The 22,207-nt window shown below is 66.7% G+C and carries 22 protein-coding genes; 10 read left to right on the top strand and 12 right to left on the bottom strand.

Going from position 1 to position 22,207, the window contains the following annotated elements; translation table 11 throughout:
* Positions 1-49 precede the first annotated feature (49 nt).
* The gene (locus tag IFT65_RS08395; protein WP_188325946.1) at positions 50-622 is read left to right on the top strand and encodes a DUF3016 domain-containing protein; all 573 of its coding nucleotides are present in this window, start codon (positions 50-52) and stop codon (positions 620-622) included.
* Positions 623-682: 60 nt separating this feature from the next.
* Here IFT65_RS08395 and alr read toward each other — a convergent pair whose 3' ends face one another.
* Together alr and IFT65_RS08385 are read right to left on the bottom strand one after the other, a co-directional pair.
* The gene (gene alr / locus IFT65_RS08390; protein WP_192081097.1) at positions 683-1,753 is read right to left on the bottom strand and encodes an alanine racemase; all 1,071 of its coding nucleotides are present in this window, start codon (positions 1,751-1,753) and stop codon (positions 683-685) included.
* The gene (locus IFT65_RS08385; protein ID WP_192081096.1) at positions 1,732-3,039 is read right to left on the bottom strand and encodes a D-amino acid dehydrogenase; all 1,308 of its coding nucleotides are present in this window, start codon (positions 3,037-3,039) and stop codon (positions 1,732-1,734) included. Before IFT65_RS08385 ends, alr begins: the two co-directional genes overlap by 22 nt.
* A gap of 148 nt (positions 3,040-3,187) precedes the next feature.
* Between IFT65_RS08385 and IFT65_RS08380 the strand changes: the two genes are divergently transcribed.
* Positions 3,188-3,667, top strand: a complete 480-nt coding sequence (locus IFT65_RS08380; protein ID WP_188325943.1) for an Lrp/AsnC ligand binding domain-containing protein — start codon at positions 3,188-3,190, stop codon at positions 3,665-3,667.
* A gap of 59 nt (positions 3,668-3,726) precedes the next feature.
* Here the strand turns inward: IFT65_RS08380 and IFT65_RS08375 are convergent, their stop codons facing one another.
* Together IFT65_RS08375 and IFT65_RS08370 are read right to left on the bottom strand one after the other, a co-directional pair.
* Positions 3,727-3,870 (bottom strand): lana protein, encoded by a 144-nt coding sequence (locus IFT65_RS08375; protein ID WP_192081095.1) that lies wholly within the window; start codon positions 3,868-3,870, stop codon positions 3,727-3,729.
* Between the two features lie 620 nt (positions 3,871-4,490).
* Positions 4,491-4,904 (bottom strand): classical arabinogalactan protein 4, encoded by a 414-nt coding sequence (locus IFT65_RS08370; protein WP_192081094.1) that lies wholly within the window; start codon positions 4,902-4,904, stop codon positions 4,491-4,493.
* 143 nt (positions 4,905-5,047) lie between these two features.
* Here IFT65_RS08370 and msrB point away from each other — a divergent pair, with 143 nt between their 5' ends.
* The 5 genes from msrB to IFT65_RS08345 all read left to right on the top strand — a co-directional run bounded on the left by msrB (position 5,048) and on the right by IFT65_RS08345 (position 8,324).
* A complete protein-coding gene (gene msrB, locus IFT65_RS08365) occupies positions 5,048-5,515 on the top strand; it encodes a peptide-methionine (R)-S-oxide reductase MsrB (protein ID WP_192081093.1) in 468 nt (155 codons plus the stop codon).
* Between the two features lie 102 nt (positions 5,516-5,617).
* Entirely contained in the window at positions 5,618-6,472 is an 855-nt protein-coding gene (gene motA, locus IFT65_RS08360; protein ID WP_192081092.1) for a flagellar motor stator protein MotA, read from the top strand.
* Positions 6,473-6,475: 3 nt separating this feature from the next.
* A complete protein-coding gene (motB, locus tag IFT65_RS08355) occupies positions 6,476-7,432 on the top strand; it encodes a flagellar motor protein MotB (RefSeq protein WP_188325938.1) in 957 nt (318 codons plus the stop codon).
* A 77-nt stretch (positions 7,433-7,509) separates the two neighbouring features.
* On the top strand, positions 7,510-8,028 hold the full coding sequence (locus tag IFT65_RS08350) for a hypothetical protein (RefSeq protein ID WP_192081091.1): 519 nt from the start codon (positions 7,510-7,512) through the stop codon (positions 8,026-8,028).
* Positions 8,029-8,045: 17 nt separating this feature from the next.
* Positions 8,046-8,324, top strand: coding sequence for a DUF4031 domain-containing protein (locus IFT65_RS08345; protein WP_192081090.1), 279 nt, complete (start codon positions 8,046-8,048; stop codon positions 8,322-8,324).
* 6 nt (positions 8,325-8,330) lie between these two features.
* Here the strand turns inward: IFT65_RS08345 and IFT65_RS08340 are convergent, their stop codons facing one another.
* A complete protein-coding gene (locus IFT65_RS08340; protein ID WP_188325935.1) occupies positions 8,331-8,873 on the bottom strand; it encodes a hypothetical protein in 543 nt (180 codons plus the stop codon).
* A gap of 148 nt (positions 8,874-9,021) precedes the next feature.
* Between IFT65_RS08340 and IFT65_RS08335 the strand changes: the two genes are divergently transcribed.
* Complete coding sequence (locus IFT65_RS08335) at positions 9,022-9,273, top strand: DUF3297 family protein (RefSeq protein ID WP_188325934.1); 252 nt, start codon at positions 9,022-9,024, stop codon at positions 9,271-9,273.
* A 335-nt stretch (positions 9,274-9,608) separates the two neighbouring features.
* Here the strand turns inward: IFT65_RS08335 and IFT65_RS08330 are convergent, their stop codons facing one another.
* The 3 genes from IFT65_RS08330 to IFT65_RS08320 form a co-directional block, all read right to left on the bottom strand.
* Complete coding sequence (locus IFT65_RS08330; protein ID WP_192081089.1) at positions 9,609-11,255, bottom strand: Na+/H+ antiporter; 1,647 nt, start codon at positions 11,253-11,255, stop codon at positions 9,609-9,611.
* 152 nt (positions 11,256-11,407) lie between these two features.
* Entirely contained in the window at positions 11,408-12,202 is a 795-nt protein-coding gene (locus IFT65_RS08325) for a class III extradiol ring-cleavage dioxygenase (protein ID WP_192081088.1), read from the bottom strand.
* A 243-nt stretch (positions 12,203-12,445) separates the two neighbouring features.
* Positions 12,446-15,397 carry an EAL domain-containing protein gene (locus IFT65_RS08320; RefSeq protein ID WP_192081087.1) on the bottom strand — a complete coding sequence of 984 codons (2,952 nt, stop codon included), beginning with the start codon at positions 15,395-15,397 and terminating at the stop codon, positions 12,446-12,448.
* Positions 15,398-15,701: 304 nt separating this feature from the next.
* On the opposite strand from IFT65_RS08320, the gene IFT65_RS08315 reads away from it, so the two are divergent.
* Complete coding sequence (locus tag IFT65_RS08315) at positions 15,702-17,819, top strand: M13 family metallopeptidase (protein WP_192081086.1); 2,118 nt, start codon at positions 15,702-15,704, stop codon at positions 17,817-17,819.
* Between the two features lie 46 nt (positions 17,820-17,865).
* Here the strand turns inward: IFT65_RS08315 and IFT65_RS08310 are convergent, their stop codons facing one another.
* Positions 17,866-18,777, bottom strand: a complete 912-nt coding sequence (locus IFT65_RS08310; RefSeq protein ID WP_192081085.1) for an oxygenase MpaB family protein — start codon at positions 18,775-18,777, stop codon at positions 17,866-17,868.
* 317 nt (positions 18,778-19,094) lie between these two features.
* On the opposite strand from IFT65_RS08310, the gene IFT65_RS08305 reads away from it, so the two are divergent.
* Positions 19,095-19,709 (top strand): hypothetical protein, encoded by a 615-nt coding sequence (locus IFT65_RS08305; RefSeq protein ID WP_188325928.1) that lies wholly within the window; start codon positions 19,095-19,097, stop codon positions 19,707-19,709.
* 88 nt (positions 19,710-19,797) lie between these two features.
* Here IFT65_RS08305 and IFT65_RS08300 read toward each other — a convergent pair whose 3' ends face one another.
* From IFT65_RS08300 to IFT65_RS08290, 3 genes are read right to left on the bottom strand one after another with little or no spacing between them, the layout of a single operon-like run.
* Positions 19,798-20,142 (bottom strand): hypothetical protein, encoded by a 345-nt coding sequence (locus IFT65_RS08300; RefSeq protein WP_192081084.1) that lies wholly within the window; start codon positions 20,140-20,142, stop codon positions 19,798-19,800.
* A 32-nt stretch (positions 20,143-20,174) separates the two neighbouring features.
* Positions 20,175-20,945 carry a LytTR family DNA-binding domain-containing protein gene (locus tag IFT65_RS08295; RefSeq protein WP_192081083.1) on the bottom strand — a complete coding sequence of 257 codons (771 nt, stop codon included), beginning with the start codon at positions 20,943-20,945 and terminating at the stop codon, positions 20,175-20,177.
* Positions 20,935-22,194 (bottom strand): histidine kinase, encoded by a 1,260-nt coding sequence (locus tag IFT65_RS08290; RefSeq protein WP_192081082.1) that lies wholly within the window; start codon positions 22,192-22,194, stop codon positions 20,935-20,937. Before IFT65_RS08290 ends, IFT65_RS08295 begins: the two co-directional genes overlap by 11 nt.
* Positions 22,195-22,207: the final 13 nt, after the last annotated feature.

The following is a 22,207-nucleotide window of genomic DNA, read 5'->3' as shown; positions in this document are numbered from 1 at the left end:
ACACTGGATCGCACACCCACTGCGCCGCCTGCGGCGCTGGAGCCAGGTCATGACCCGCCTCTCGACACCCCGGCTGCTGCTGGCCACCTTGCTTGCTACTGCGGCGATCACCGCCACGGCGGCGCCGCGTACCGTTACCGATCCCCAGGCGCCGCGCGCACTGGAAGCCGACGGCCCGGTCAGTGTGAAGTGGAACGACCCCAGCGGGTTCACCGAACTGCGCAACAGCACCAACCGGTTCGAGGCCGAGCGCGGCAACTGGGTACAGCAACTGGCCGAGTACACGCGCAAGACCGCCAGCAAGAGCCTGCAGCCCGGCCAGCTGCTGGATGTCACCTTCGTTGACATCAAGCGTGCCGGTGATTTCGAGCCGTGGCAGGGGCCGCGGGCCAGCGACATCCGTATCATGCGCGACATCTATCCACCCCGGATCACCCTGGCCTACACCCTGACGGGTGCGGACGGCACCGTGATCGACCAGGGCGAAGCCGCGCTGCGTGACAGCGGCTACCTGCACGGCAGCGTGGGCCTGCACAGCAGCAGCGACCCGTTGCGCTACGAAAAGAAGCTCATCGACGATTGGGTGCGCCGCGACCTGGCCAAGCGGATCGCCGCCAACTGAGCGGATCCCGGGGCCCGGGCCTTCCACGCCAGGCGTGGAAGGAGCCGAGCCCATCGCGGCTCAGCAGTACTCGCGCCTTACCCGCTTGACCGCACACGGCAGCTGGTACGCGCTCACCCCGCACCGCGGCGCCAGCTCGGACAGTGACAACGCCTGCCCACCCCACAGCTGCACATCGCTACCCACGCCCGCCGCCGCGTGCCGGGTCAGGTCCACGGTCAGCATGTCCATCGATACCCGGCCGATGACTTCACCGGGCTGCCCGTCGATCACCACCGGCGTGCCATTCGGAGCGAACTGGGGATAGCCGTCGGCGTATCCCATCGCCACCACCCCGACCCGGGTGCGCTGGGGGGCAACGAAGCGCGCCCCGTAGCCCACCGGCTCGCCAGCCTCGATCCACCGCTCCGCGATGACCTTGGAGCACATGGTCATCACCGGCCGCAGCCGTGCGGTGACGTCCGAACCGACGGCAAGGGGATTGGCGCCGTACAGCATGAGGCCCGGCCTTACCCAGTCACTGCGCACATCCGGCCAGCCCAGCAGGGCCGGCGAATTGCACACGCTGGTCTGGCCCGCCAGGCCGTCGATCGCTACGGCGAACAGCGCCGCCTGCTCATGCGTGCGTTCACTGTCGAGTTCGTCGGCGCGCGCCAAGTGCGTCATCAGCACGATCTCGCCCACCTGCGGCAAGGCGGACAGACGCGCGTGCGCGGCGCGGAACGTCGGTACGTCCAGGCCGAGCCGGTGCATGCCGCTGTCCAGCTTCAACCACACCGTCAACGGCACCGGCGATGCGAACGCAGCCAGCGCCTCGACCTGCCAGGGCGCGCCCACGGCCGTCCACAGGCCATGCTCGGCGATCAACGGCAGCTCGCTGGCCTCGAAGAACCCTTCCAGCAGCAGGATGGGCGCGCGGATACCTGCCCCGCGCAGCTCCAGCGCTTCTTCGATGGTGGCGACCGCAAAGCCATCGGCCTCGCTTTCCAGTGCCTGCGCGCAGCGCACCGCACCGTGTCCGTAGGCATCGGCCTTCACCACGGCCAACGCCTTGCCACCGCCCAGCTCCCGCGCCAGCCGATAGTTGCTGCGCAGCGCTTCCAGGTAGATCAACGCACGTGCGGGGCGCATTGCAGGCTCTCCCTGTGCGATGCCGGAACGGCCTTGCCGCCATAGCGGAAAATATCCAACCCTTCCGTGCTGATCTGCGGCTGGCGCGCGCTCATCAGGTCGGCCAGGTAGCGTCCCGAGCCGCAGGCCATGGTCCAGCCCAACGTGCCATGGCCGGTGTTGAGGAACAGATTGCGGAACGGCGTGGCGCCCACCACCGGCGTGCCATCCGGCGTGGCCGGGCGCAGCCCGGTCCAGAACTCGGCGCGCGACAGGTCACCGCCCTTCGGATACAGATCGCGCACCACCAATTCCAGCGTCTCGCGGCGGCGCGGCGACAGGGACAGGTCAAAACCCGCGACCTCGGCCATGCCGCCTACGCGGATGCGGTTGTCGAAACGGGTGACCGCCACCTTGTAGCTCTCATCCAGGATCGTCGACGTCGGCGCCATGGCCGGGTCGGTGATCGGCAGGGTCAGCGAATAGCCCTTCAACGGGTACACCGGCAGGTCCAGCCCGAGGGGGGCGACCAAGGCCGGCGAGTAGCTGCCCAGCGCCACCACGTAGTGATCGGCGGTTTCCAGTTTGCCGTCCACGCGCACGCCGGTGATGCGGTCGCCGTCATGCTGCACGCCGGCGATATCCACGTCGTAGCGGAACTCCACGCCCGCCTCGGCGGCCATCGCCGCCAGCCGACGGGTGAACAGCTGGCAGTCACCGGTCTGGTCGCGCGGCAGCCGCAGTGCCCCCACCAGCCCGTCCACGTGCGCCAGCGCGGGCTCGGCCGCGATGATGCCGGCACGGTCCAGCACCTCATACGGCACGCCGTACTGCGCCAGCACCTCGATGTCCTGTGCGGACGCGTCCAGCTGCTGCTGGGTGCGGAACAGCTGCGTGGTGCCCAGCTCGCGCCCTTCGTAGTCGATGCCGGTTTCCGCGCGCAACTGGTTCAAGCAGTCGCGGCTGTACTCGGACATGCGCACCATGCGCGCTTTGTTGATCGCGTAGCGCTCGTGCGTGCAGTTGCGCAGCATCTGCCACAACCAGCGGTACTGGGCCAGGTCCATGCCGGGGCGGATCGCCAACGGCGCGTGTTTTTCAAACAGCCAACCGATCGCCTTGCGCGGCACACCCGGCGCCGCCCACGGTGAGGTGTAGCCGAACGAGAGCTGGCCGGCATTGGCGAAGCTGGTCTCCAGCGCCGGTCCCGGCTGACGGTCGAGCACGGTGACGTCGAAACCGGCCTGGCGCAGGTACCAGGCACTGGTGGTGCCGATGACGCCGCTGCCAAGGATGAGAACGCGCATGAAACTTCTCCAACCCGATCATTCCCTGCGCACAGGCACGCTGGGACCCTATTCGGAGAAGTATAGTCAGCACAAACCAGTGAATTTGCGCGTTTTTTGAAAGCAGATCAGGATATTCACCTGAAATCCATACTCCGCAGGTGACCCGATGGCCACGCGCATCCGCGACCTCGACAAAATTGACCGAAAAATACTGCGCATCCTGCAGGCGGAGGGCCGTATTTCCTTCACTGAACTGGGCGAACGCGTCGGGCTGTCGACGACGCCGTGTACGGACCGGGTGCGCAGGCTGGAACGCGAGGCGGTCATCACCGGGTACCACGCCCATCTGGACCCCGCGGCGGTGAAGGCAAGCCTGCTGGTCTTCGTGGAAATCAGCCTGGCGTACAAGTCCGGCGACATCTTCGAGGAGTTCCGCCGCGCGGCGCTGAAGCTGCCCAACGTGTTGGAATGCCATCTGGTGTCGGGGGATTTCGACTATCTGCTGAAGGCACGCATCAGCGAGATGGCGTCGTACCGCAAGCTGCTGGGCAGCACCTTGCTGACCCTGCCGCATGTGCGCGAATCGAAGAGCTACATCGTGATGGAAGAGGTCAAGGAGACGTGGAGCCTTCCGATTCCTGATTGACCGGATGCGGCAGTGCCGGCCCTTGGCCGGCACCCTTTCCTCGCTCCCACGGTGTGGCGTCAGCGTTGCTGCTTGGATCCCTGCTGCGGCTTGTCCTGCGGCTGCTTGGTTTTCTGCGCATCCGGCTGCTGTTGCTGCTGCTGCGGCTGACGACCCTGCTGCGATTTGTCCTGCGACTTATCGTCTTTGTTCTGCGTACCCATGATGGCGCTCACTTGAGGGATGGCGCCTTGGTCGGCGCAGGCCCACCTTCTGCCTGCCTGGGTTACTGGCGGGCGAATGTCGCGTGAGCTGGCGTCTTGATTGTGCTGACTGTGGGGCGGGGCGTGTCGAGCGGGTGGGACCCCCTCGCGGCTGGGTGCCTGCTGCTGCATCGGGGGTGGGCCGGGCGGGGGGGCTGTGCGGGGGCCGGCAAGGGCCGCATCCATGCGGGCCTCGTTTCGCGCCATCCATGTCACTCAACGCCCCCGCCCAGCCCCACCGCCCGGCCCCCTGACAGGTTCCGTGGCCGCCCGCCGCGTATGAAAAAAGAGAAAAGCGGTAGCGCCGACCCATGGTCGGCGGGCGCAGCGGGCCGTTGGCGGAAACATTCCGCCGAGCACGGCTCGGCGCTACCGATGGCCGCCAGCCAGCCGCGTAATGAATAAGAAAGAAAAGCGGTAGCGCCGAAGGCAGCGGGCAGGAGCCGCGGCCAACGTCGCTTGCGACGGCCCGTAGGGTGCCGGTCAGGACGACCGGCATACCCGTGGTCGGCGAGCGCAGCGGGCCGTTGGCGGGAAGATTCCGCCGAGCACGGCTCGGCGCTACCGATGGCCGTGGTGCGTTACGGCTTGATCTTGGAATCCGTGCCCTGCGGCACGCTGTCGTGGTATCGACCGGTGCGCGAGTCAAATACGCGGTTCTGGCCGGCCGGCCGCACGCCTGGGATGATCCGCCCATCGCGGTCATACACCTTGGCCGGGGCGGTGCTGGTGGGGGGCGGCGCTATCTGCGCCGGTCCCGTGCTGCGGATGGGTCCGGCCGCCGGCGGTGGATTCATCAGGGGGCGCGGCGCTTGCACCGGGGACGGGGGCGATGGCTGCACCGGTCGCGGTGGCTGGGCAGGCACGGGCTGCGCCGCAGGCGGCGTCACCGTGGTCGCCCCGCGGGTGGAGGTCGGGCTGGACGGCGAGGCGATCTGCGCCAAGGCCAGGGTGGGCAGCAGCAGCGCGCCCAGCAACAACAATGATCGTTTCATGCCACGGCTCCCACACGGTGTGATCCCAGCCTGCACCCGGCCTTGTGTGCTGCCCATGAATGGTGCTGCCCATGAAGGGTGCCCGCGCTTGCATGCCGTCGGCGCCGGCCCCATCTGCAGACAGTCCCCCATGGAGATCCCGCATGAGCGCCTTCGACCTCACGCCCCCCAGCGACGCCCAACGCCAAGCGCTGGAAGCCAGCCTCAGCCCCGACGAGGCGCGCGTGCTGCTCCAGCACGGCACCGAAGCGCCCTTCTGCGGCGTGTTCCTGGACAACAAGCGGGACGGTGTCTACTGCTGCCGCCTGTGCGCCCTGCCGCTGTTCCGCTCCAACACCAAGTTCGACTCCGGTACGGGCTGGCCCAGCTTCTTTGCGCCCTTCGCTGCCGAGCACGTGCATGAAATCCGCGACATCAGCCACGGCATGATCCGCACGGAGATCACCTGTGCCCGCTGCGGCAGCCACTTGGGCCATGTGTTCCCGGATGGGCCGCCGCCCACGTTCGAGCGGCACTGCCTGAACTCCGTCTCACTTTCATTCACCGAGAATGGCGCGCCCTACGCCGATCCGCTCAAGCGCGGCGGTGCTGAGGCCCAGCCGGCCGGCTGATCACCTGACGGCACCAGAGCGGATGGATTTCACACATCCGCTCTTCAGAAAACCCGTGAACGCGCCGTAAAGGGAGATACCCCTGCTTCCTGCGTCGCGTCCATGCTCATCCTCATCGGCTTCCTCGTTGTCATCGCCAGCGTGCTTGGCGGCTATCTCGGCGCCCACGGTCGGCTGGGTGCCCTGTGGCAACCGTATGAGCTGGTCATCATCGGCGGTGCCGCCGTGGGCGCGTTCCTGGTGGGTACGCCGGCAAAGACGGTGAAGCAGACCCTGCTGGCCAGCGTGGCCGTGTTCAAGGGGCCGCGTTACAAGCGGCAGGATTACCTGGATGTGCTCAGCCTGGTCTACGAACTGCTCAACAAGGCGCGTCGCGAAGGCTTCATGTCGTTGGAAGACCACGTAGAGAAGCCCGGCGAAAGCCCGATCTTCGCGAACTACCCGAAGGTGCAGGCCGACCACCATCTGGTGGACTTCATCACCGACTGCCTGCGCCTGATGATCGGCAGCAACATCGAACCGCATGAACTGGAACCGCTGCTGGAGCTGGAGCTGGAGAAGCACCACGCCGAAGCCTTGGCGCCTTCGCAGGTCGTGACCAAGGTGGCCGACGGCCTGCCCGGCTTCGGCATCGTGGCCGCCGTGCTGGGCATCGTCATCACCATGGGCTCCATTGGTGGCCCGATCGAAGAAGTCGGCGCACACGTGGCCGGCGCGCTGGTCGGCACCTTCCTCGGCATCCTGCTGGGCTATGGTTTCGTCGGCCCGATGGCAGCGGCCATGGAAGCGCGCGCCGAGCAGGACAGCCGCATCTATGAATCAGTGAAGACCGCCCTGCTGGCCTGCCTGCGCGGCTACAACCCGAAGATCGCCCTGGAGTTCGCCCGCAAGACCCTGCCCTCCGACGTGCGCCCGGCCTTCTCGGAGTTCGAGCAGCACCTGAAGACGGTCAAATAAGCCATGTCGGACACCAAGCCCACCGTCATCGTTCGCCGGGTCAAGAAGCACGGCCACGCCGCGCATCATGGCGGCTCGTGGAAAGTGGCGTACGCCGACTTCGTGACCGCAATGATGGCGTTCTTCCTCGTGCTGTGGCTGGTGGCGTCCACCAGCAAGCCCGAGCGCGGTGCCATTTCCGAGTACTTCCGCAACCCCAGTCCGTTGTCGGGCAAGAGCACCACGCCGGCTCCGGGCATGGCCGGGCCCGGCGGTGCCAGCACGTCGATGATCAAGCTGGGCGGCGCGGCCGACGTCAGCCGCGGCAACAGCAGCGACCCGTTCCAGAACCAGCGCGAAGCCATCCCGCAGGCCATCGATCGCCGCGAGCGTGAGAAACAGCAGCTGGAATCGCTGATGAAGGAACTGCAGGAGGCTATCAGCAAGAGCCAGGCCCTGGAACCCTTCAAGGACCAGTTGCTGCTCGACCTCACCCCGGAAGGGCTGCGCGTGCAGATCGTGGACAAGCAGAACCGACCGATGTTCGACTTGGGTGGCTCGTCCCTGAAGGCGTACACCCGCACGATCCTGCATGAGCTGGCGACCTACCTGAACCACGTACCGAACCGGATCAGCCTGACCGGCCACACCGACACCACGGCGTACAGCAGCGTCCATGGCTATGGCAACTGGGAACTCAGCGCGGACCGCGCGAATGCCGCCCGTCGTGCACTGGTGGACGGTGGTCTGGATGACAGCAAGGTCACCCGGGTGGTCGGCCTGGCCTCCTCGGTGTTGTTTGACAAGACCAACCCGCAGAATCCGATCAACCGCCGCATCAGCATCGTGGTGATGACCAAGGATGCGGAAGCCGCCGCGCTGTCCGGTGCCGGCACGCCGGTTGCGATGTCCGCCGCCGTGGCAGACCCCGATGTACAGGCCGCGCAGGCGCCCATCGAGGTCGGCGACGCCGCTCCCTGACCGCGCAGGGCATGCCCCTGCGCTCGCTGCCCCGGGCCCTTACAATGGGGGCCTCCTTTTTTGCAGGTAGCCGCATCATGTCCAAGCTGTCCAAGTCCAAGCGCGACAAGCGCAAGAAGCAGCAGCCCAAGCGCCCGTTTGCCCGCCTGAGCGATCAGCAGCAGGTGCAGAACCACGCCGTGCTGACCAATGAAGAAGGCCAGGTCGTGGCCGCGATTGGCCTGCAGGGCCGCCAGTGGCTGCTGTCGATCGGTGGCCAGACGATGGGCAACGCGGACGACCCGATGCCGATGCTGGCCATGCTCAAGCATCTGGCGAACGTGCAGGGCAAGGAAGGCCGCAAGGTCGACCTGCAGTACTCCGATGGCCTGGGCGAGCTGATCAAGGTGATGGCGGCCGAGAAGGACCTGGACGCTGACGCTTACCTGGATGAGCTGGCTGCCGAGTTCGATACCATCGACGCGGAAGACGCAGCGACCGAAGCCACCGCTGACACCGATGCGGACGCAGCTGCAGCCGACGCATCGACCGATGCCGTCGACGTCGAGGCTGACGCCGCTGCCGACGCCGACGCCGACGACAAGCCGAAGGCCTGAGGCCTGGCGGAATCACGGTGACGGTCTACGTCGACGACGCAGTACAGGCCTGGCGCGGACAGCGCTGGGCACACCTGATGGCCGACACCTTGCCCGAGCTGCACGCCATGGCGGCGCAGCTCGGCATGCCCCGCCGCGCGTTCCAGAACAAAGCCAGTGGGGCGCATTACGATGTCAGCGCGCCGATGCGCGTGCAGGCCATCGCCCTCGGGGCGATGCCGATCTCCCGGCACACCGATCGTGCGCGGATGAAGGCGGTGATCGCCAACGCCCGCGCGCAGTACCAGCCCGACTGACCCGCGTCAGAACGGGTCGCTGCCCAACCGCACTTCCACGTTCATCAGCGAGCACAGCGCCAGCATCGCGTCGTCATCGCGGGTCAGCGCCATCCAGCCGGTGAAGCCTTCGCTGCCGGCATCCACGCTCCACAGCGTGTAGTTGCGTTCGCGTAGCCGATCGAACGCGGTGGACATCAGCTGCGCGCCGTCCAGGTCCGCCGTGAAATCCTCATCGTCCAGGTCGCCGCCCCACTCCACCTGCAGGTTGAACCGTGCAGACAGCTCGTTGACGGCCGACATCAGCGATTCCAGATCGTCGCGCTCCACTTCGAAGCCACTCTGCCAGCCGATCGCCCCGAACAGCGGCGGCAGCCAGTCGCTGTCGGCCTCCATTGGCTCGCCCTGCTCGGCCAGCAGCTCGCGGAAGCGGTTGAACTGCTGCAGCGCAAGCTCTTCGTCGCCCGGGTTGATCAGCACCAGCAGGTTCCACGCACGTGCCTCGAAGTCGGCCTCGTCGAAGTCGTGCTCTTCTTCCTGGAAGTCGAAATAATCGCTGTTGTCGGGCATGGGCGTGTTCCTGGGATGCGTGGTGCGTGGCCTGCATTCTGAGGCCTGGCGGCTCGAGCCGGAAGCACCGGGATTGGGCCACGCCGCCGGGCCGGGTATCCTTTACCGCATGAAGCCGGCCGTGTTGGCCGCCACAGTGAATCCTGCAATGAGCGATACGCCTCCCGACCACCTGGCCATCAACCCGGCCAGCCCCCATCACGACGCCCAGGCGCTGGAGCGCGGCGTCGGCGTGCGTTTCAACGATGTCGAGCGCACCGACGTTGAAGAGTATTCGGTCAGCGAAGGCTGGATCCGCGTGCAGGCCGGCAAGGCCCGTGACCGCCGCGGCAACCCGATGACCCTGAAGATCAAAGGCAACGTCGACGTGCGCTTCCTGGACCTGAAGCCGCAGGGCTGAGCATCGCGGTCATGGGGGGGGCGACGGGGTAGAGCCGACTGGGTAGAGCCGACTTCAGTCGGCTGTTCTACCGCAGGCAATCGGCAACACCAGCCGGCTGAAGCCGGCTCTACCAAAGGCGCGGCGATCAGCGCAACAGCAGCCGGCTGAAGCCGGCTCTACCAAAGGCAACGGCGATCAGCGCAACAGCAGCCGGCTGAAGCCGGCTCTACCAGGGCAACGGCGATCAGCGCAACAGCAGCCGGCTGAAGCCGGCTCTACCAGGGCAACGGCGACCAGCGCAACGGCAGCCGGCTGAAGCCGGCTCTACCAAAGGCAGCGGCGGCCGGGGCCGATCATTCCCGCTGCCGGGATTCCAGCAGGTCCAGGTTGCGGATCAGCTTGCGTGAGATCTCGTCGGAGATCACCCCGCGCCGGGTCAGCCGGAACAGTTCTTCGCGCTCGGCGACCAAGCCGGCACTACGCAGCTGGCGGTAGCCGCGCTCCATGCGCCGCACCTTCTCCGGATCGACATCGGGGCCGTTCTCTTTTTCCAGATTGCGCTGGTACAGCAGGCTCACCCGCGATGCGGCGTCGTTGTACAGCTGCACGTTCTCGGTGGTCTGCTTCAGCACCAGCTGCTGCCGCATCCGCTCCACCCCGGCCAGCGCCGCCTTCGAAGCCAGCTTGCGGGCCACGTCCTCTTCCTTTCGCTCACCCGAATCGGCCGGCAACTGCAGCCCTTTCAACAGCTGCGGCAGCGCCACGCTGGCTCCGATCAGCGAGAACAGGATCACCGCGGCGGCCAGGAAGATCACCAGGTCACGTGCCGGGAACGGATCACCGCTGGGCAGGAACAAGGGCAGGGTCAGCACGCCGGCCAGGGTGATCGCGCCGCGCACGCCGGCCACCGAGGTCGCCACCACGATGCGCCAGCCGGGCGCTTCGCCCTGCTTCTGCCCGCGACGACGCGCGCGCAGCAGGTTCCAGCGCAGCGACAGCCATACCCACAACAGACGCAGCAGGATCAGCGCAAGGTTGATCACCAGTACATACACCGCCAGCCACCACGGATTCTGGTGGCCGCTCTCGCCCATCGTCTCGATGGCGCGCTCCACGATGCCCGGCAGCTGCTCGCCCAGCAGCACGAACATGATGCCGTTGAAGGTGAACTGCAGCATGTTCCACACCGCCGAGCGCTGCACCCGCATGCTGCCCGATACGCGGCCCGTCAGCTCTACGTAGCTCATGGTGATGCCGGCGGCCACCGCAGCGAGGATGCCCGAGGCGTTGATCTCTTCGGCCAGCAGGTAGGCCGCGAACGGGATCAGCAGGTTGACCAGCATCGCCGCGCCCGGCTCTTCGCCGAAGCGCCGCCACAACCAGCGCTGGAAGGTGGATACCCCGAAGGTCACTGCGACACCCACGGCCAGGCCGGCCACGGCCACCCACAGGAAGGTCAGCGACGCGGTCGCCAGCGAGAAGCTGCCGGTCATCACCGCGGCCACGGCAAAGCGGAAGCAGACCAGGCCCGAGGCATCGTTGAGCAGCGATTCGCCCTCCAGGATGTGCATCAGCCGCTTGGGAATGGGTGCCTTCGAGGCGATCGCACCGACCGCCACCGGGTCGGTCGGCGAGATGATCGCCGCCAATGCGAAACACACGGCCAGCGGCATCACCGGGATCATCCAGTGGATCAGCAGGCCGGCCCCGAGCACGGTGAACACCACCAGGCCGAAGGCCAACTCCAGGATCGCGCCCTTGTCGCGGAACAAGCCCTGCTTGGGAATGCGCCAGCCGTCGAGGAACAGCAACGGCGGCAGGAACAGCAGGAAGAACATGTCCGGGTCGAGGTCATGGCCGCGGTTGAACACCCCGGCAATCACCGCGCCCAGCGCGATCTGCACCAGCGGCAACGGCAGCGAAAACGGCAGGACCCGGACGAGGTAGCCGCTGGCGACTACCGCGACCAGCATCGCCAGTACGACTTCAATGGTATGCATGCATCATCCAGATGACGGCGCGGGGGGAGGGATGGCCGACAGGCCAAGCGCCACTAACGCGAAAAAACTAGCACACCCATTTGATATCGCCCATAAGCGGAGCGTGTGCGGGTCGGCAGATACGGAGCGAGCGCGAGGGAGTGCGCGGGTCGTCAGCTGCGCTCGCCGTCGAAGCGGTAGAGGTCCATCGCCAGCATGCCCGCGTCGATCCCGGCATCGATGCGCTGCGCGCCCAACGCGCCCGTCCCTGCCGCCCCCATGGCGAAATGCAGCGGCTGCAGGTGCTCGTCCGTCGGATGTGCGCGCGCCGCGTAGGGGGCCTGGCGCCGGTAGTCGAGCAAGGCATCGACATCGCTGGCGGCCAGGCGCTGCTCTACCCAGTTGATGAAAGGACGCACGTAGGGCGCCTCCTTGCCATCCTGATACGTACCGAAATCGTGCAGGTTGTGGGTGATGCTGCCCGAGCCGATGAGCAGCACCCCTTCGTCGCGCAGCGGCGCCAAGGCACGGCCCAGTGCAAGCTGGTGCATAGGACCGCGCTGCGGTTGCAGCGAGATCGGCACGACCGGGATCGACGCGTCCGGGAACAGCAGGCGCAGCGGCACCCACGCCCCGTGGTCCAGCCCGCGACTCACGTCCAGCTGTGCGTCCAGGTGTGCATCCTGCAGCCTCTGCAGGACCTGCGCAGCCAGCACGGGGTCGCCGGGGGCCGGGTAGCGGATCCGGTACAACGCCTCGGGGAAGCCACCGAAATCATGGATCGTCGGGGGCTGCGGATGCGCGCCGACGCGCGGCAGGTCACTCAACCAGTGCGCACTGGCGATGACGATGGCGCGGGGCCGTGGCAGGTCGGCCGCCAGCTCCGCCAAGCGAAGGCCGACCTGGCCCGGCTGCAGCGCCGTCATCGGCGAACCGTGGGAGATGTACAGACTGGGCAGACGGCGCATGGTGCGGGCCTCAGGAAACCTGCGACCAGCGTAGGCCTGGCCGCCGACGCGATAAACAGGACCGACGAGCCGGTCCGTCCCAGCAGTGACCGCAATACTGCCCCATGGTCGGCGAGCGCAGCGGGCCGGTGGCGGAAAGATTCCGCCGAGCGTGGCTCGGCGCTACCAGAGGGGCCAGCATCCGTAGCGCCGACCCATGGTCGGCGAGCGCAGCGGGCCCTTCGCGCCCCCTCCTGCGCGCTCTCAGGCCTCCACCGCATCCAGCTGCGCGATCACCGTCGCCAGCGGCGCCGGGCGCCCCAGCAGGTAGCCCTGCACCTGATCACAGCCGTGCGCGCCCAGCCACTGCAGCTGGCCCGGGGTTTCCACGCCCTCCGCAATGATCGTCAGGCCCATGCTGTGCCCCAGCGACAACAGCGCCCGACAGATCGACGCATTGCGCGGATTGGTTTCCACATCCGCCACGAAGCTGCGGTCGATCTTCAAAATATCCAGCGGCAGGTGCTGCAGGTAGGACATGCTCGAATACCCCGTACCGAAGTCATCCAGCGATACGCAGATGCCCTGCTCGTGCAGCCGCTGCATCGTCTGCATCGCCTGTGCAGGCTTGCGCATCAGGCTGCTCTCGGTGAGCTCCACCTGCAGCGCACCGCGACGCAGGCCGAACTCCTGCATGGCGCGCGCGAACTCACCCACCAGATCACTGTTGAAGAACTGCACCGCCGACACATTGACCGCAATCGGCAAGTCACCCCAGCCGGCATCCACCAGCTGCCGCTGCGCCTGCGCCGCCGCGCGGATCACCCAGCGCCCCAGCGCCAGGATCAGGCCGGTGTCTTCGCACAGCTGGATGAAGTCGCCCGGCGGGATGAAGCTGCCATCGGCCTGCGGCCAGCGGAGCAAGGCCTCCAGCGCGGCCGGCGTGCCATCGGCGGCATGACAGATCGGCTGGAAATAGAGCTCGAATTCGGCGTCGATCGCGTTGTGGATCCGCCCGGCCAAACGCAGCCGCTCGGCCAATCGCGCGGTCACGCTGGGGTCGAACCATGCCAGCGCGTCGCCCTCGGCGCGCGCACTGTGTGCCGCCTGCGCGGCCATGCCGATCACCTGCGTGGCCTGCAGCCCATCGCCCGCGATATGCACCGCCACACCTACGCTCGGCTCGAACTGATGCAGCGACTCCTTGCCACGCACGGGCTCCGATACGATCTGCACCAACGCGTCCAGCGCGCTCTGTGTTTCCTGCCCATCGCGGAAGGCGAACACGAAGTCCTCGCCCGGCTGGAAGGCCAGCCAGCCGTAACGCGCGCCCAGCCCACCCAGTCGCGTGGCCATCGCCTGCAACACCGCATCCCCGATATCACCCCCCAGCGCATCGGACACCAGCTGCAGTCCGCGCAGCTGGATGAAGGCGACGGTGTAGCCGCTGCCGCAGTCGTCCAGTGCAGCCGCCAGTGCGCGCGGATTGAGCAGACCGGTCTGCGGATGGTGGCTGGCGTGGTAGGCAAGCTCGCGCTCGTAGGCCAGCCGCTCGCTCACGTCCTCGGCCAACACCAGGCACGCCGAACGGCCATCGAAATCCAGCCGCGACAGATGCGCGCGCACTTCGAAGACGCTGCCATCCTTGCGCTGGTGCAGCCGGATCTTGGCATCCTGTACTTCGCCGACGCGGGCATCGGCGATCGCGCCGCGGATCTCGTCCCAGCCCTCGCGCGGGCGGATGTCGAGGATGCTCATCCCGAGGAACTCTTCGCGGGTATAGCCATACTGGCTGATCGCCGCGCGGTTGACCTCCATGAAGCGCAGCGTGTCCGGGTCGAACACCCAGAACGGCGCGGGATTGCGGTCAAACAGCAGGCGGAACTGACGCTCCGCCTGTACCAGTCGCTCACGGGCCTGGTACCGCTCGCTGATGTCGGTCACCGCGCCGATCACGCGCCGCTGCCGGTCGGACATCGCCACGCGGCGTCCGCGCGCGCTCACCCAGCGTATCTCGCCGCCGGGCAGCACCAGGCGGAACACTTCATCCAATACCGCATCACCGGCAAACGCGCTGTCGAAGGCGGCCTGCAGGCGACCCGCATCCTCGCGATGCACGCGGGCGAAGAAATCCGAAACCGGCAGGGTGTCCACCGGCACGCCGAACAGCTCACGCGCCAGCGGCGACCAGTGCAGCTGGCAGGCATCCTCATCGACATACCAGGTGCATACGCGACCCACCTGATGCGCCAGCAGCAGCTCGGCATGGCCAGTGCGCAGCTCTTCGGCCAGCACCAGCTGGCGTCGGCTGGTACGACGCACCACCCACACCAAGGCACCCAGCAGCACCCAGTACAGCAGGAACATGGCCGATGCCGCGTACAGGTACGGCCACCAGGCAGACAGCACGTCGCGCCGTCCCAATCCCGCATACACCGCCAGCGGATACTGGTGCAGCGTGCTCATCGCCGAGATGCGGGTTGTCCCGTCGATGGCGCTGGTTTCCACGCCAAGCGAGTGCACCGCATCGGTGCCCAACGCGGACCGGTGCGGCAGGTCGAAGCGCTGCCCCACGATGTCGCCGCTCGCCGGCGCGCGGGCCAGTACGTGTCCTTCCACGTCGGTGATCGATACGACGCCTTGGCTACCGATATCCAGGCCGCTGATGATCCGTTGCAGTTCGCTGGTGTGCAGCCGCACCAGCAACCAGCGATCCTGCTCAAGCTGCAGCGCCAGCGGCAGCACCCAGTTCAGTCCATCGCGACGCTGCGGCGGACCCAGGTACAGATCGCTGCCGGAACCACGGCGCTGGCCGTCCACCCACAACGGCAGCTGCAGGTCACCGACTCCGCTGGTGATCGCGCGCCCGTGCTGGTCCACCACCACGATGCTGTCGAGCTCGGCATGGCGGTGCAGCACGCCGGCGATGTTCTGGTCCAGCAACTGAGGGGCCTGCGCCGGCACGCTGCGGAACAGCTGCGCCGCATCGGCCCCGATGCCATGCATCGCCCGTTCCAGATTGCGCATCTCCAGCCATAACAGGCGCTGGCTGCCCACCGCCAAGGTGCGGCTCTGGCGCTGCGCCACGTCTGTGCGACGCTGGAAATCGCTGGCCAGCATCGTGGCCAGGCCAGCGCCGAACAAAACGCCCAGCAGCGCGCCGCCCCACAGGAAGGCGCGCTGCGGGCGCAGCAAGGCGCGACTCAGTGCGGACATCGGTGCGAACGTTGCCAATGGTGGGCAGTTGCTCTCATGCGCAAAACGCTTCCTGTGATCCTGACCAGAGCGGCCGCGGATGCACTTTCTTGACCGCCCTGGTTGTTTCCCGGTGATGTCGCGCGCAGCGCGCCCAGCCCGGCCCCGGTTTGCAGCATGCATCAGGCAGATGACGACAGGAAGAGGACCATCCCCCGTTCAGCCACATCCGGCACAGGCGCCGCCCTGCTGCGGCACGGTTGCCACTGCAACCAGCCCCGGTAGCAGGCAGTAGACTGGTATTTTTCCGCCGTTCGAGAATTCCATGCCCAGGTTGCGCCGCTCTCCCCTGCTGCTGGCCATCGCCGCCAGCCTGTCCCTGACCCTGTCGGCCTGCGGTGGCGATACCCCGGCCGATGCGCCACAGCCCCAGCAGCAAGCCGCCGCCGAGGCTCCCGCCAAGGCACAGCTGGGCAGCTTCGGTTTCGATGCATCGGGCATGGACCGCAGCGTGGCCGCGGGCGACAACTTCTTCGACTTCGCCAACGGCAGCTGGGTCAAGAACACCGAGATCCCGGCCGACCGCTCGCGGTTCGGCAGCTTCAACGTGATCGCTGAAAAAACCCAGGCCGATACGCGCGCCATCCTGGAAGGCGCGGCGAACAATGCGCAGGCCACCGGCGAAGACAAGCTGATCGGTGATTACTACGCGGCCTACATGGACGAGGCCGGCATCGAACAGCGCGGACTGGCCCCGGTGCAGCCGCAGTTGCAGGCGATCGAGGCGCTCGCCGACAAGGCCGCGTTGGCCCGCGCACTCGGTGCCGATGTGCGCGCCGACGTGGACCTGCTCAACGCCACGAACTTCTACACCGACCGCTTGTTCGGGTTGTGGGTGTCGGTCGACCTGCTGCAGCCGGAGCGCACCGCGCCTTACCTCGTGCAGGGTGGGCTGGGCATGCCGGACCGTGATTTCTACCTGGGCGATGGCCGCATGGCGGCGTTGCGCAAGCAGTACCAGGACTACGTAGGCCAGGTGCTGAAGCTGGCCGGCGTCGCCGACCCCGCCGCGAAGGCGCAGCGCATCGTGGCGCTGGAAACCAGGATCGCCCAGGCCCACGTGAGCCAGGAAGAAACCAACGACGTCGCCAAGGGGGCCAACCCCTGGACCCGCGAAGACTTCAGCGCGAAGGCACCGGGCATGGACTGGGCCGCGTTCCTGGAGGCCTCCGGGCTGGGCCAGCAGCAGGATTTCATCGTCTGGCAGCCCAAGGCCGTCGCCGGCCTGTCGCGACTGGTCGCCACCGAACCCCTTGAAGACTGGAAGGACTACCTGACCTTCCACGCCCTGGACCGGGCCGCGCCCTACCTGCCGAAGACGTTCGCCGATGCGCGCTTCGCCTTCCACGGCACTGCACTCAGTGGCACCCCGCAGCAGAGCGATCGCTGGAAACGGGCGGTGGACGATGCCAACCACGCCGTGGGCGAAGCCATCGGCAAGCGCTACGTGGAAAAGCACTTCGACGCCAAGACCAAAGAACGCGCCGACGCGATGGCGAAGAACATCATCGCCGCCTTCGCCAAGCGCATCGATGGCCTGGAGTGGATGTCACCGCAGACCAAGGCCAGTGCCAAGGCCAAGGTTGCCGGACTCACCGTGGGCATGGGCTATCCGGAGACGTGGCGTGACTACAGCGGCCTGGAGGTGAAGCGGGATGATCCGTTGGGCAATGCGCAGCGCGCCGAACAGTTCGAGTACCAGCGCAATCTTTCCAAGCTGGGCAAGGCACCGGACCACGGCGAGTGGGCGATGCTGCCGCAGACCATCAACGCGATGAACGTGCCGCTTGAGAACCGCCTGGTGTTCCCGGCGGCGATCCTGCAGCCGCCCTTCTTCGATGGCGCCGCCGACGATGCCGTGAACTACGGCGCCATCGGTGCGGTGATCGGCCACGAGATCAGCCACGGGTTCGACAACGCGGGCGCGCTGTTCGATGACACCGGCCGCCTGCACAACTGGTGGACGCCGCAGGACCTGCAGAAATTCAACGCAGCGGGCGACGCGCTGGCCGCGCAGTTCAGCAGCTACGAGCCCTTCCCCGGCGTGCACGTCAATGGCCGCCTGTCGCTGGGCGAGAACATCGCCGACGTGGCCGGTCTGGGCACCGCCTACGATGCCTACCAGCTCTCGCTGCAGGGCAAGCCGGGACAGACGCTGGAAGGCTTCACGCCCGATCAGCGCTTCTTCCTCGGCTTCGCCCAGGCGTGGCGCAGCAAGAGCCGCGAGCAGGCCCTGCGCAATTCGTTGTTGACCGACGTGCATGCACCGGGCCAGTTCCGCGCACTGACCGTACGCAACATCGACGCCTGGTATCCCGCATTCGACGTAAAGGAAGGCCAGAAGCTCTACCTGGCGCCCGACAAGCGCGTCAAAGTCTGGTAAGACCTGGTAATGCCGAGCCATGCTCGGCGAGCGCACCGGTGGGCCGTTACAGGCCCGCCGGCCACCGCCGCAACTGCGCCACTTCAACACCCACCCGCGCGCACGCCCGACTCGCCAATCCGTCCGGAAGCGCACGCCGGAACAGCGGCGCCGCCCCCTGCAACAGCCGCATCGATGCCTGTGCCTGGACCCGCTGCCGCGTGCCGTGCTCCAGCAGCTCGCTTGCCCACTCCGGCAACAACGCCACCCCCGCGCCCATGAACACATCCCGCGACAGTCCTGCCACCGGCACGGGCAACTTCACCGCAGACAGCACCTGCAACACCTCGCGCGCCCGTGCATCCAGGCGCAACTGCGGCCGCTGCATCGCAAAGAACGCATCCACTTCCGCTGCACTACGCGGCACATCCCTCGCCCCCAATGCTTCGGCGACACGCCGGAACTCATCGTAGTAGCGATCAACCATTGCGTCGGGCATCGCCCGTCCATAGCGACGAAAGCCCTGCAGGAAGCCATAGGCCTCGGTCACATGCACCCAGGTGAGCAACTGCGGGTCATCGGCGGCGTAGGGCACACCCTCCACGCTGCCGCGCACGCTTGAATGGATCCGGCGCACCCGGGCCACGAGCGTGTCGACTTCCGCCGTGGGGGCATAGGTCGTGCCCGCGACGAACGCCGTGGTCCGGCGCAGGCGCCCGACCAGGTCTTCGCGGAAGTTGGAGTGGTCGTACACCCCCGCCAGCGCACGCGGATGCAGCGCCTGCAGCATCAGGGCACAGAGCCCGCCGGCGAGCATCGACGGCAGTTCGGCATGGACCCGCCAAGTGACGCTGTCCGGCCCGAACCAGCCTGGGTCCCCGATCGGATGGTCGTAGTCGATCCCGCTCTGTCCCCGGGGAAAGGCATCCATCACCCAGCGGCGGATAGGCGCGGTCAGTGGCGAAAACAAAGAGGGCATGGCGCGATCGGGGGACCTGGCAGTGGCGCGGCTTGCGCGATTTGGCCCCATTGTCGGCCAGTCGACGCCCCATGCCCTGTGAAAGTCGGACGCGGCCATGACCATGTGCGCGCGCAGCACGATTTGCAGTGCGACATCTTGTCGCAGGCCGTCAGATCGATGCTGCGGCGCACCAAGGGGTGTGTGCCTTTCCGTATTCATCCGCGTATGCGTCCGCGCCTTCGCATTCCCTTTATTGCGCGCCTCGCTGGAAGTGCTAGAACTGAACCCGCCTCACCGGTCAATGCATCGCCGCACGTTCCAACAGGGAGCCCGCCATGATTGCTTTGTTCAAAGGTCTAGGATTGTTGTTGCGCGACAACGAGCTGTACCACAGCCCGTTCGAAAAACAGGTTGCCCACTGGCGTGGTCTCAGCGAGCAGCAGATCCGCCAGGAGGTGGCCGTGCTGGCCCAGGCGAAAAGCCAATGGCTGATCGCCTCCATCGTCGGCTGGCAGGCCGCATCGTTGCTGATCCTCGGGCTGATCGCCAATTACCTCTGGCGGGATGATTTCCATATCACCTTCACCCGCGTCGTGATCATCATCGGCTCCTGGGTATCGATCCTGTTCGTGATCTGGTTCATGGCGAACATGTTCGACCAGCAAGCCGGGTTCGAACGCTGGATGAAAGCCTTCAACAGCCGCGCCCGCATCACCTCCAGCGCCGACAGCGTGGAATGCGTGGCCGACGCACTCGGAATGGCCGAACACTACCCGGAAGTGCTGGATTACAAGCAGTCCGTAACCGAGAAACGCGAACTGCGCCACGAGGACATCCGCATCATGTCCGAGATCGGCCGCATGAAACAGCACACCGAACTGGTTGGCCGCCTGAACCACGTCGGCCAGACCACCAGCCACCGCGACCTCACCCTGCAACCCGCCTTCTGAACCCAAAAAAAGGGGACGGAGGGGATTAAGTCGTTTCTGGCCCCTACGGGTTGAAATCGACTTAATCCCCTCCGTCCCTTTTTTGTCGTCATTGGCAGCGGGCGGCGGGGGTGGTGGCTACGCAGCTCTTGAATCCCGGCGGTAGGCTGGCGTGCTTCTGCCGTTGGCCGGCGCGGACGTCGAACTGCTGAAGGGCGCTGCGTTCGCAATGCTGTTGTTGCCCATCGCAGGCCTCCTGGAATACCTGGTAGTAGCAGCGGCCGCTGTCACTGCTCACGCACTCGAACCACGCGCCGTCCGTACGCACGGACGTGCGACTGAACAGCTGGTCCATGCCGTGCGCGCTGATGCGGGTGATCGAGGTCGTGGTCACCTTGTCATGGCAGCCGAACAAGGACAGCAGGCAACTCATTATCGTAGTGAGAAAACGCATGGCATGGCCCTTCCCTAGTGGCCTGCCGCGGCTTACATGCCGCGGAACAGGCTCATGAACGGTTGACTGACGGTGAGTGTTTCGGAGCGTTCGCGCAGGCGCAGTACGCCCCGCCCGGTATCGTCGCGGCTCACCGCGGCAACGGCTTTCATGTTGACGATGGTGGACCGGTGCACCTGGCGGAACTGCTGTGGATCCAACGCCGCCACCAGCTCCCGCAATGGGGTGCGCAGCAGGCTCTCGCCGTCGGCGGTCACCACCGTGGTGTATTTGTTGTCTGCGCGGAAATACACCACGTCCTCCAGCATGATCAGCACCGTGTCACGTCCATTGCTTGCGGTAATCCATGCCAGTGGCGGTACGTCTGCACGCTCCGCTGGGGCGCCCAATCGCTGCAGCAGCCGCTCCAGCACGGCATCGTCGTGGCGTGCCGACGGCAGCCGCGCCAGGATGCGCTCGCGCGTCGCCAGCAGGCGCTCATCGCTTACCGGCTTGAGCAGATAATCCATCGCGCCCTGTTCGAACGCATCGATGGCGTACTGGTCGTAGGCCGTAACGAACACCACCTGCGTGCGCGGGCTCAGTTCGGCCAGCGCGCGTGCCACCTGGATGCCGCTGATACCCGGCATGCGGATGTCCAGGAACGCGATGTCCGGTTGGCGTTCGGCCAGTTGTTCCAGTGCCGTGGCGCCATCCTCGCACTCGGCGACGATGCGCAGCTCCGGCCACAACCGCTGCAGTTGCTCCACCAAGGCGGCGCGCAGCAGCTCTTCGTCTTCGGCAATCAACGCGTCAAGCGGCATGAGCGGCGTCCTTCGGGGCCTGCGGCAACATCATGGTGGCGGCGACGCCGCTGGGGAAATTGGTGACGATCGCTACACCGGCCTGCTCGCCGCAGGTCAGGCGCAGGCGCTCGCGCAGGTTCTTCAGCCCGATGCCGGTGCCGCTGGTGCCATGGCCGAAGCCAAGCCCATCGTCGGCCACGGTCACCGTGACATGGTCATCGAAGGCGCGCGCGATGATCCAGATCGTGCCACCGCCCGGCTTGGGTTCCAGGCCGTGCTTGATCGCGTTCTCCACCAGCGTCTGCAGCGCCATCGCCGGCAGCCGGACGCCCTGCAACGCATCGGGCACCTGCACTTCAACGCCCAGCCGTGCGCCCATCCGGATACGCAGGATCTCCAGGTACGCACGGGTGCGCTCCAGCTCCACGCCCAAGGTGGACACCGACTCTTCCATGCTCGGCAGCGAGCTGCGCAGGTACTGGATCAGGTGGCCGATCATCTGGTCGGCACGCGCTGGATCGGTGCGGGTGAGCACCTGCGCATTGGCCAGCGAGTTGTACAGAAAGTGCGGTTCCACCTGCGCATGCAGCAGGTTCAAGCGCGCGACCGACAGTTCTTTCTCCACGTGGGTCTGCTCGGCTGCCGCTTGTTCGTCGCGCCGCTGGTCGGCCACGCGGCCGCTGACGGCGCGGGTCAGCGCTTCGGCGTTCTCGAAGTTGCTGCCTTCGTCCAGCGCCAGCAGATCGGCCCACCAGCCCGCGTCGGGCTCGAACAAAAGCGTGACCGTGCTCGTTCCCTGCCCCGGCGTCACCGTGGCCAGCACGCTGTTGCGCTTGATCGCCAGACGCGCGGGCAGGTTCCAGCGAGAGGGCTGGCGACCATTCCACGGATCGACGCGCCGTACATAGGCACGCACCTGCAGGCTACCGGCAGAACTTTCGATGTCCTCGACACGCGGCAACTCGGCGATGGCGCGCTCGAGCAGCAGGAAGGCCGGTCCGGCATCCAGGGGCAGTTCGATCTGCCGCCGCTGGCGGTTGGATAGCGTGCTCCCATCCAGCTTGCCGGTGATCAGCCACACCCGGCGCACGTGGGTGATCGCGCTGCCCAGTGCGGACAGCATCAGGAACATCGCAAGCAGGCCGAACACCCAGCCCGGGCCGTCTTCCATGCCGCTGAAGATGCCACTCCACACCATGCCCGCCACGACCAGCGCAGCGGCCCAGGCCAGCAGATGTCGGAAGATCAGGGAAACGCTGGCGAACACGGGAGTGCCTTTG

Source organism: Stenotrophomonas sp. CFBP 13725, assembly GCF_014841935.1.
GTDB lineage: Bacteria > Pseudomonadota > Gammaproteobacteria > Xanthomonadales > Xanthomonadaceae > Stenotrophomonas.
This window is presented reverse-complemented; position numbering and strand designations above follow the sequence as displayed.

Excerpts from the sequence above, each read along its gene's own strand:
- IFT65_RS08395 (WP_188325946.1), top strand. The coding sequence starts at position 50 with ATGACCCGCCTCTCGACACCCCGGCTGCTGCTGGCCACCTTGCTTGCT.
- alr (WP_192081097.1), bottom strand. The coding sequence starts at position 1,753 with ATGCGCCCCGCACGTGCGTTGATCTACCTGGAAGCGCTGCGCAGCAAC.
- IFT65_RS08385 (WP_192081096.1), bottom strand. The coding sequence starts at position 3,039 with ATGCGCGTTCTCATCCTTGGCAGCGGCGTCATCGGCACCACCAGTGCC.
- IFT65_RS08380 (WP_188325943.1), top strand. The coding sequence starts at position 3,188 with ATGGCCACGCGCATCCGCGACCTCGACAAAATTGACCGAAAAATACTG.
- IFT65_RS08375 (WP_192081095.1), bottom strand. The coding sequence starts at position 3,870 with ATGGGTACGCAGAACAAAGACGATAAGTCGCAGGACAAATCGCAGCAG.
- IFT65_RS08370 (WP_192081094.1), bottom strand. The coding sequence starts at position 4,904 with ATGAAACGATCATTGTTGTTGCTGGGCGCGCTGCTGCTGCCCACCCTG.
- msrB (WP_192081093.1), top strand. The coding sequence starts at position 5,048 with ATGAGCGCCTTCGACCTCACGCCCCCCAGCGACGCCCAACGCCAAGCG.
- motA (WP_192081092.1), top strand. The coding sequence starts at position 5,618 with ATGCTCATCCTCATCGGCTTCCTCGTTGTCATCGCCAGCGTGCTTGGC.
- motB (WP_188325938.1), top strand. The coding sequence starts at position 6,476 with ATGTCGGACACCAAGCCCACCGTCATCGTTCGCCGGGTCAAGAAGCAC.
- IFT65_RS08350 (WP_192081091.1), top strand. The coding sequence starts at position 7,510 with ATGTCCAAGCTGTCCAAGTCCAAGCGCGACAAGCGCAAGAAGCAGCAG.
- IFT65_RS08340 (WP_188325935.1), bottom strand. The coding sequence starts at position 8,873 with ATGCCCGACAACAGCGATTATTTCGACTTCCAGGAAGAAGAGCACGAC.
- IFT65_RS08335 (WP_188325934.1), top strand. The coding sequence starts at position 9,022 with ATGAGCGATACGCCTCCCGACCACCTGGCCATCAACCCGGCCAGCCCC.
- IFT65_RS08330 (WP_192081089.1), bottom strand. The coding sequence starts at position 11,255 with ATGCATACCATTGAAGTCGTACTGGCGATGCTGGTCGCGGTAGTCGCC.
- IFT65_RS08325 (WP_192081088.1), bottom strand. The coding sequence starts at position 12,202 with ATGCGCCGTCTGCCCAGTCTGTACATCTCCCACGGTTCGCCGATGACG.
- IFT65_RS08320 (WP_192081087.1), bottom strand. The coding sequence starts at position 15,397 with ATGTCCGCACTGAGTCGCGCCTTGCTGCGCCCGCAGCGCGCCTTCCTG.
- IFT65_RS08315 (WP_192081086.1), top strand. The coding sequence starts at position 15,702 with ATGCCCAGGTTGCGCCGCTCTCCCCTGCTGCTGGCCATCGCCGCCAGC.
- IFT65_RS08310 (WP_192081085.1), bottom strand. The coding sequence starts at position 18,777 with ATGCCCTCTTTGTTTTCGCCACTGACCGCGCCTATCCGCCGCTGGGTG.
- IFT65_RS08305 (WP_188325928.1), top strand. The coding sequence starts at position 19,095 with ATGATTGCTTTGTTCAAAGGTCTAGGATTGTTGTTGCGCGACAACGAG.
- IFT65_RS08300 (WP_192081084.1), bottom strand. The coding sequence starts at position 20,142 with ATGCGTTTTCTCACTACGATAATGAGTTGCCTGCTGTCCTTGTTCGGC.
- IFT65_RS08295 (WP_192081083.1), bottom strand. The coding sequence starts at position 20,945 with ATGCCGCTTGACGCGTTGATTGCCGAAGACGAAGAGCTGCTGCGCGCC.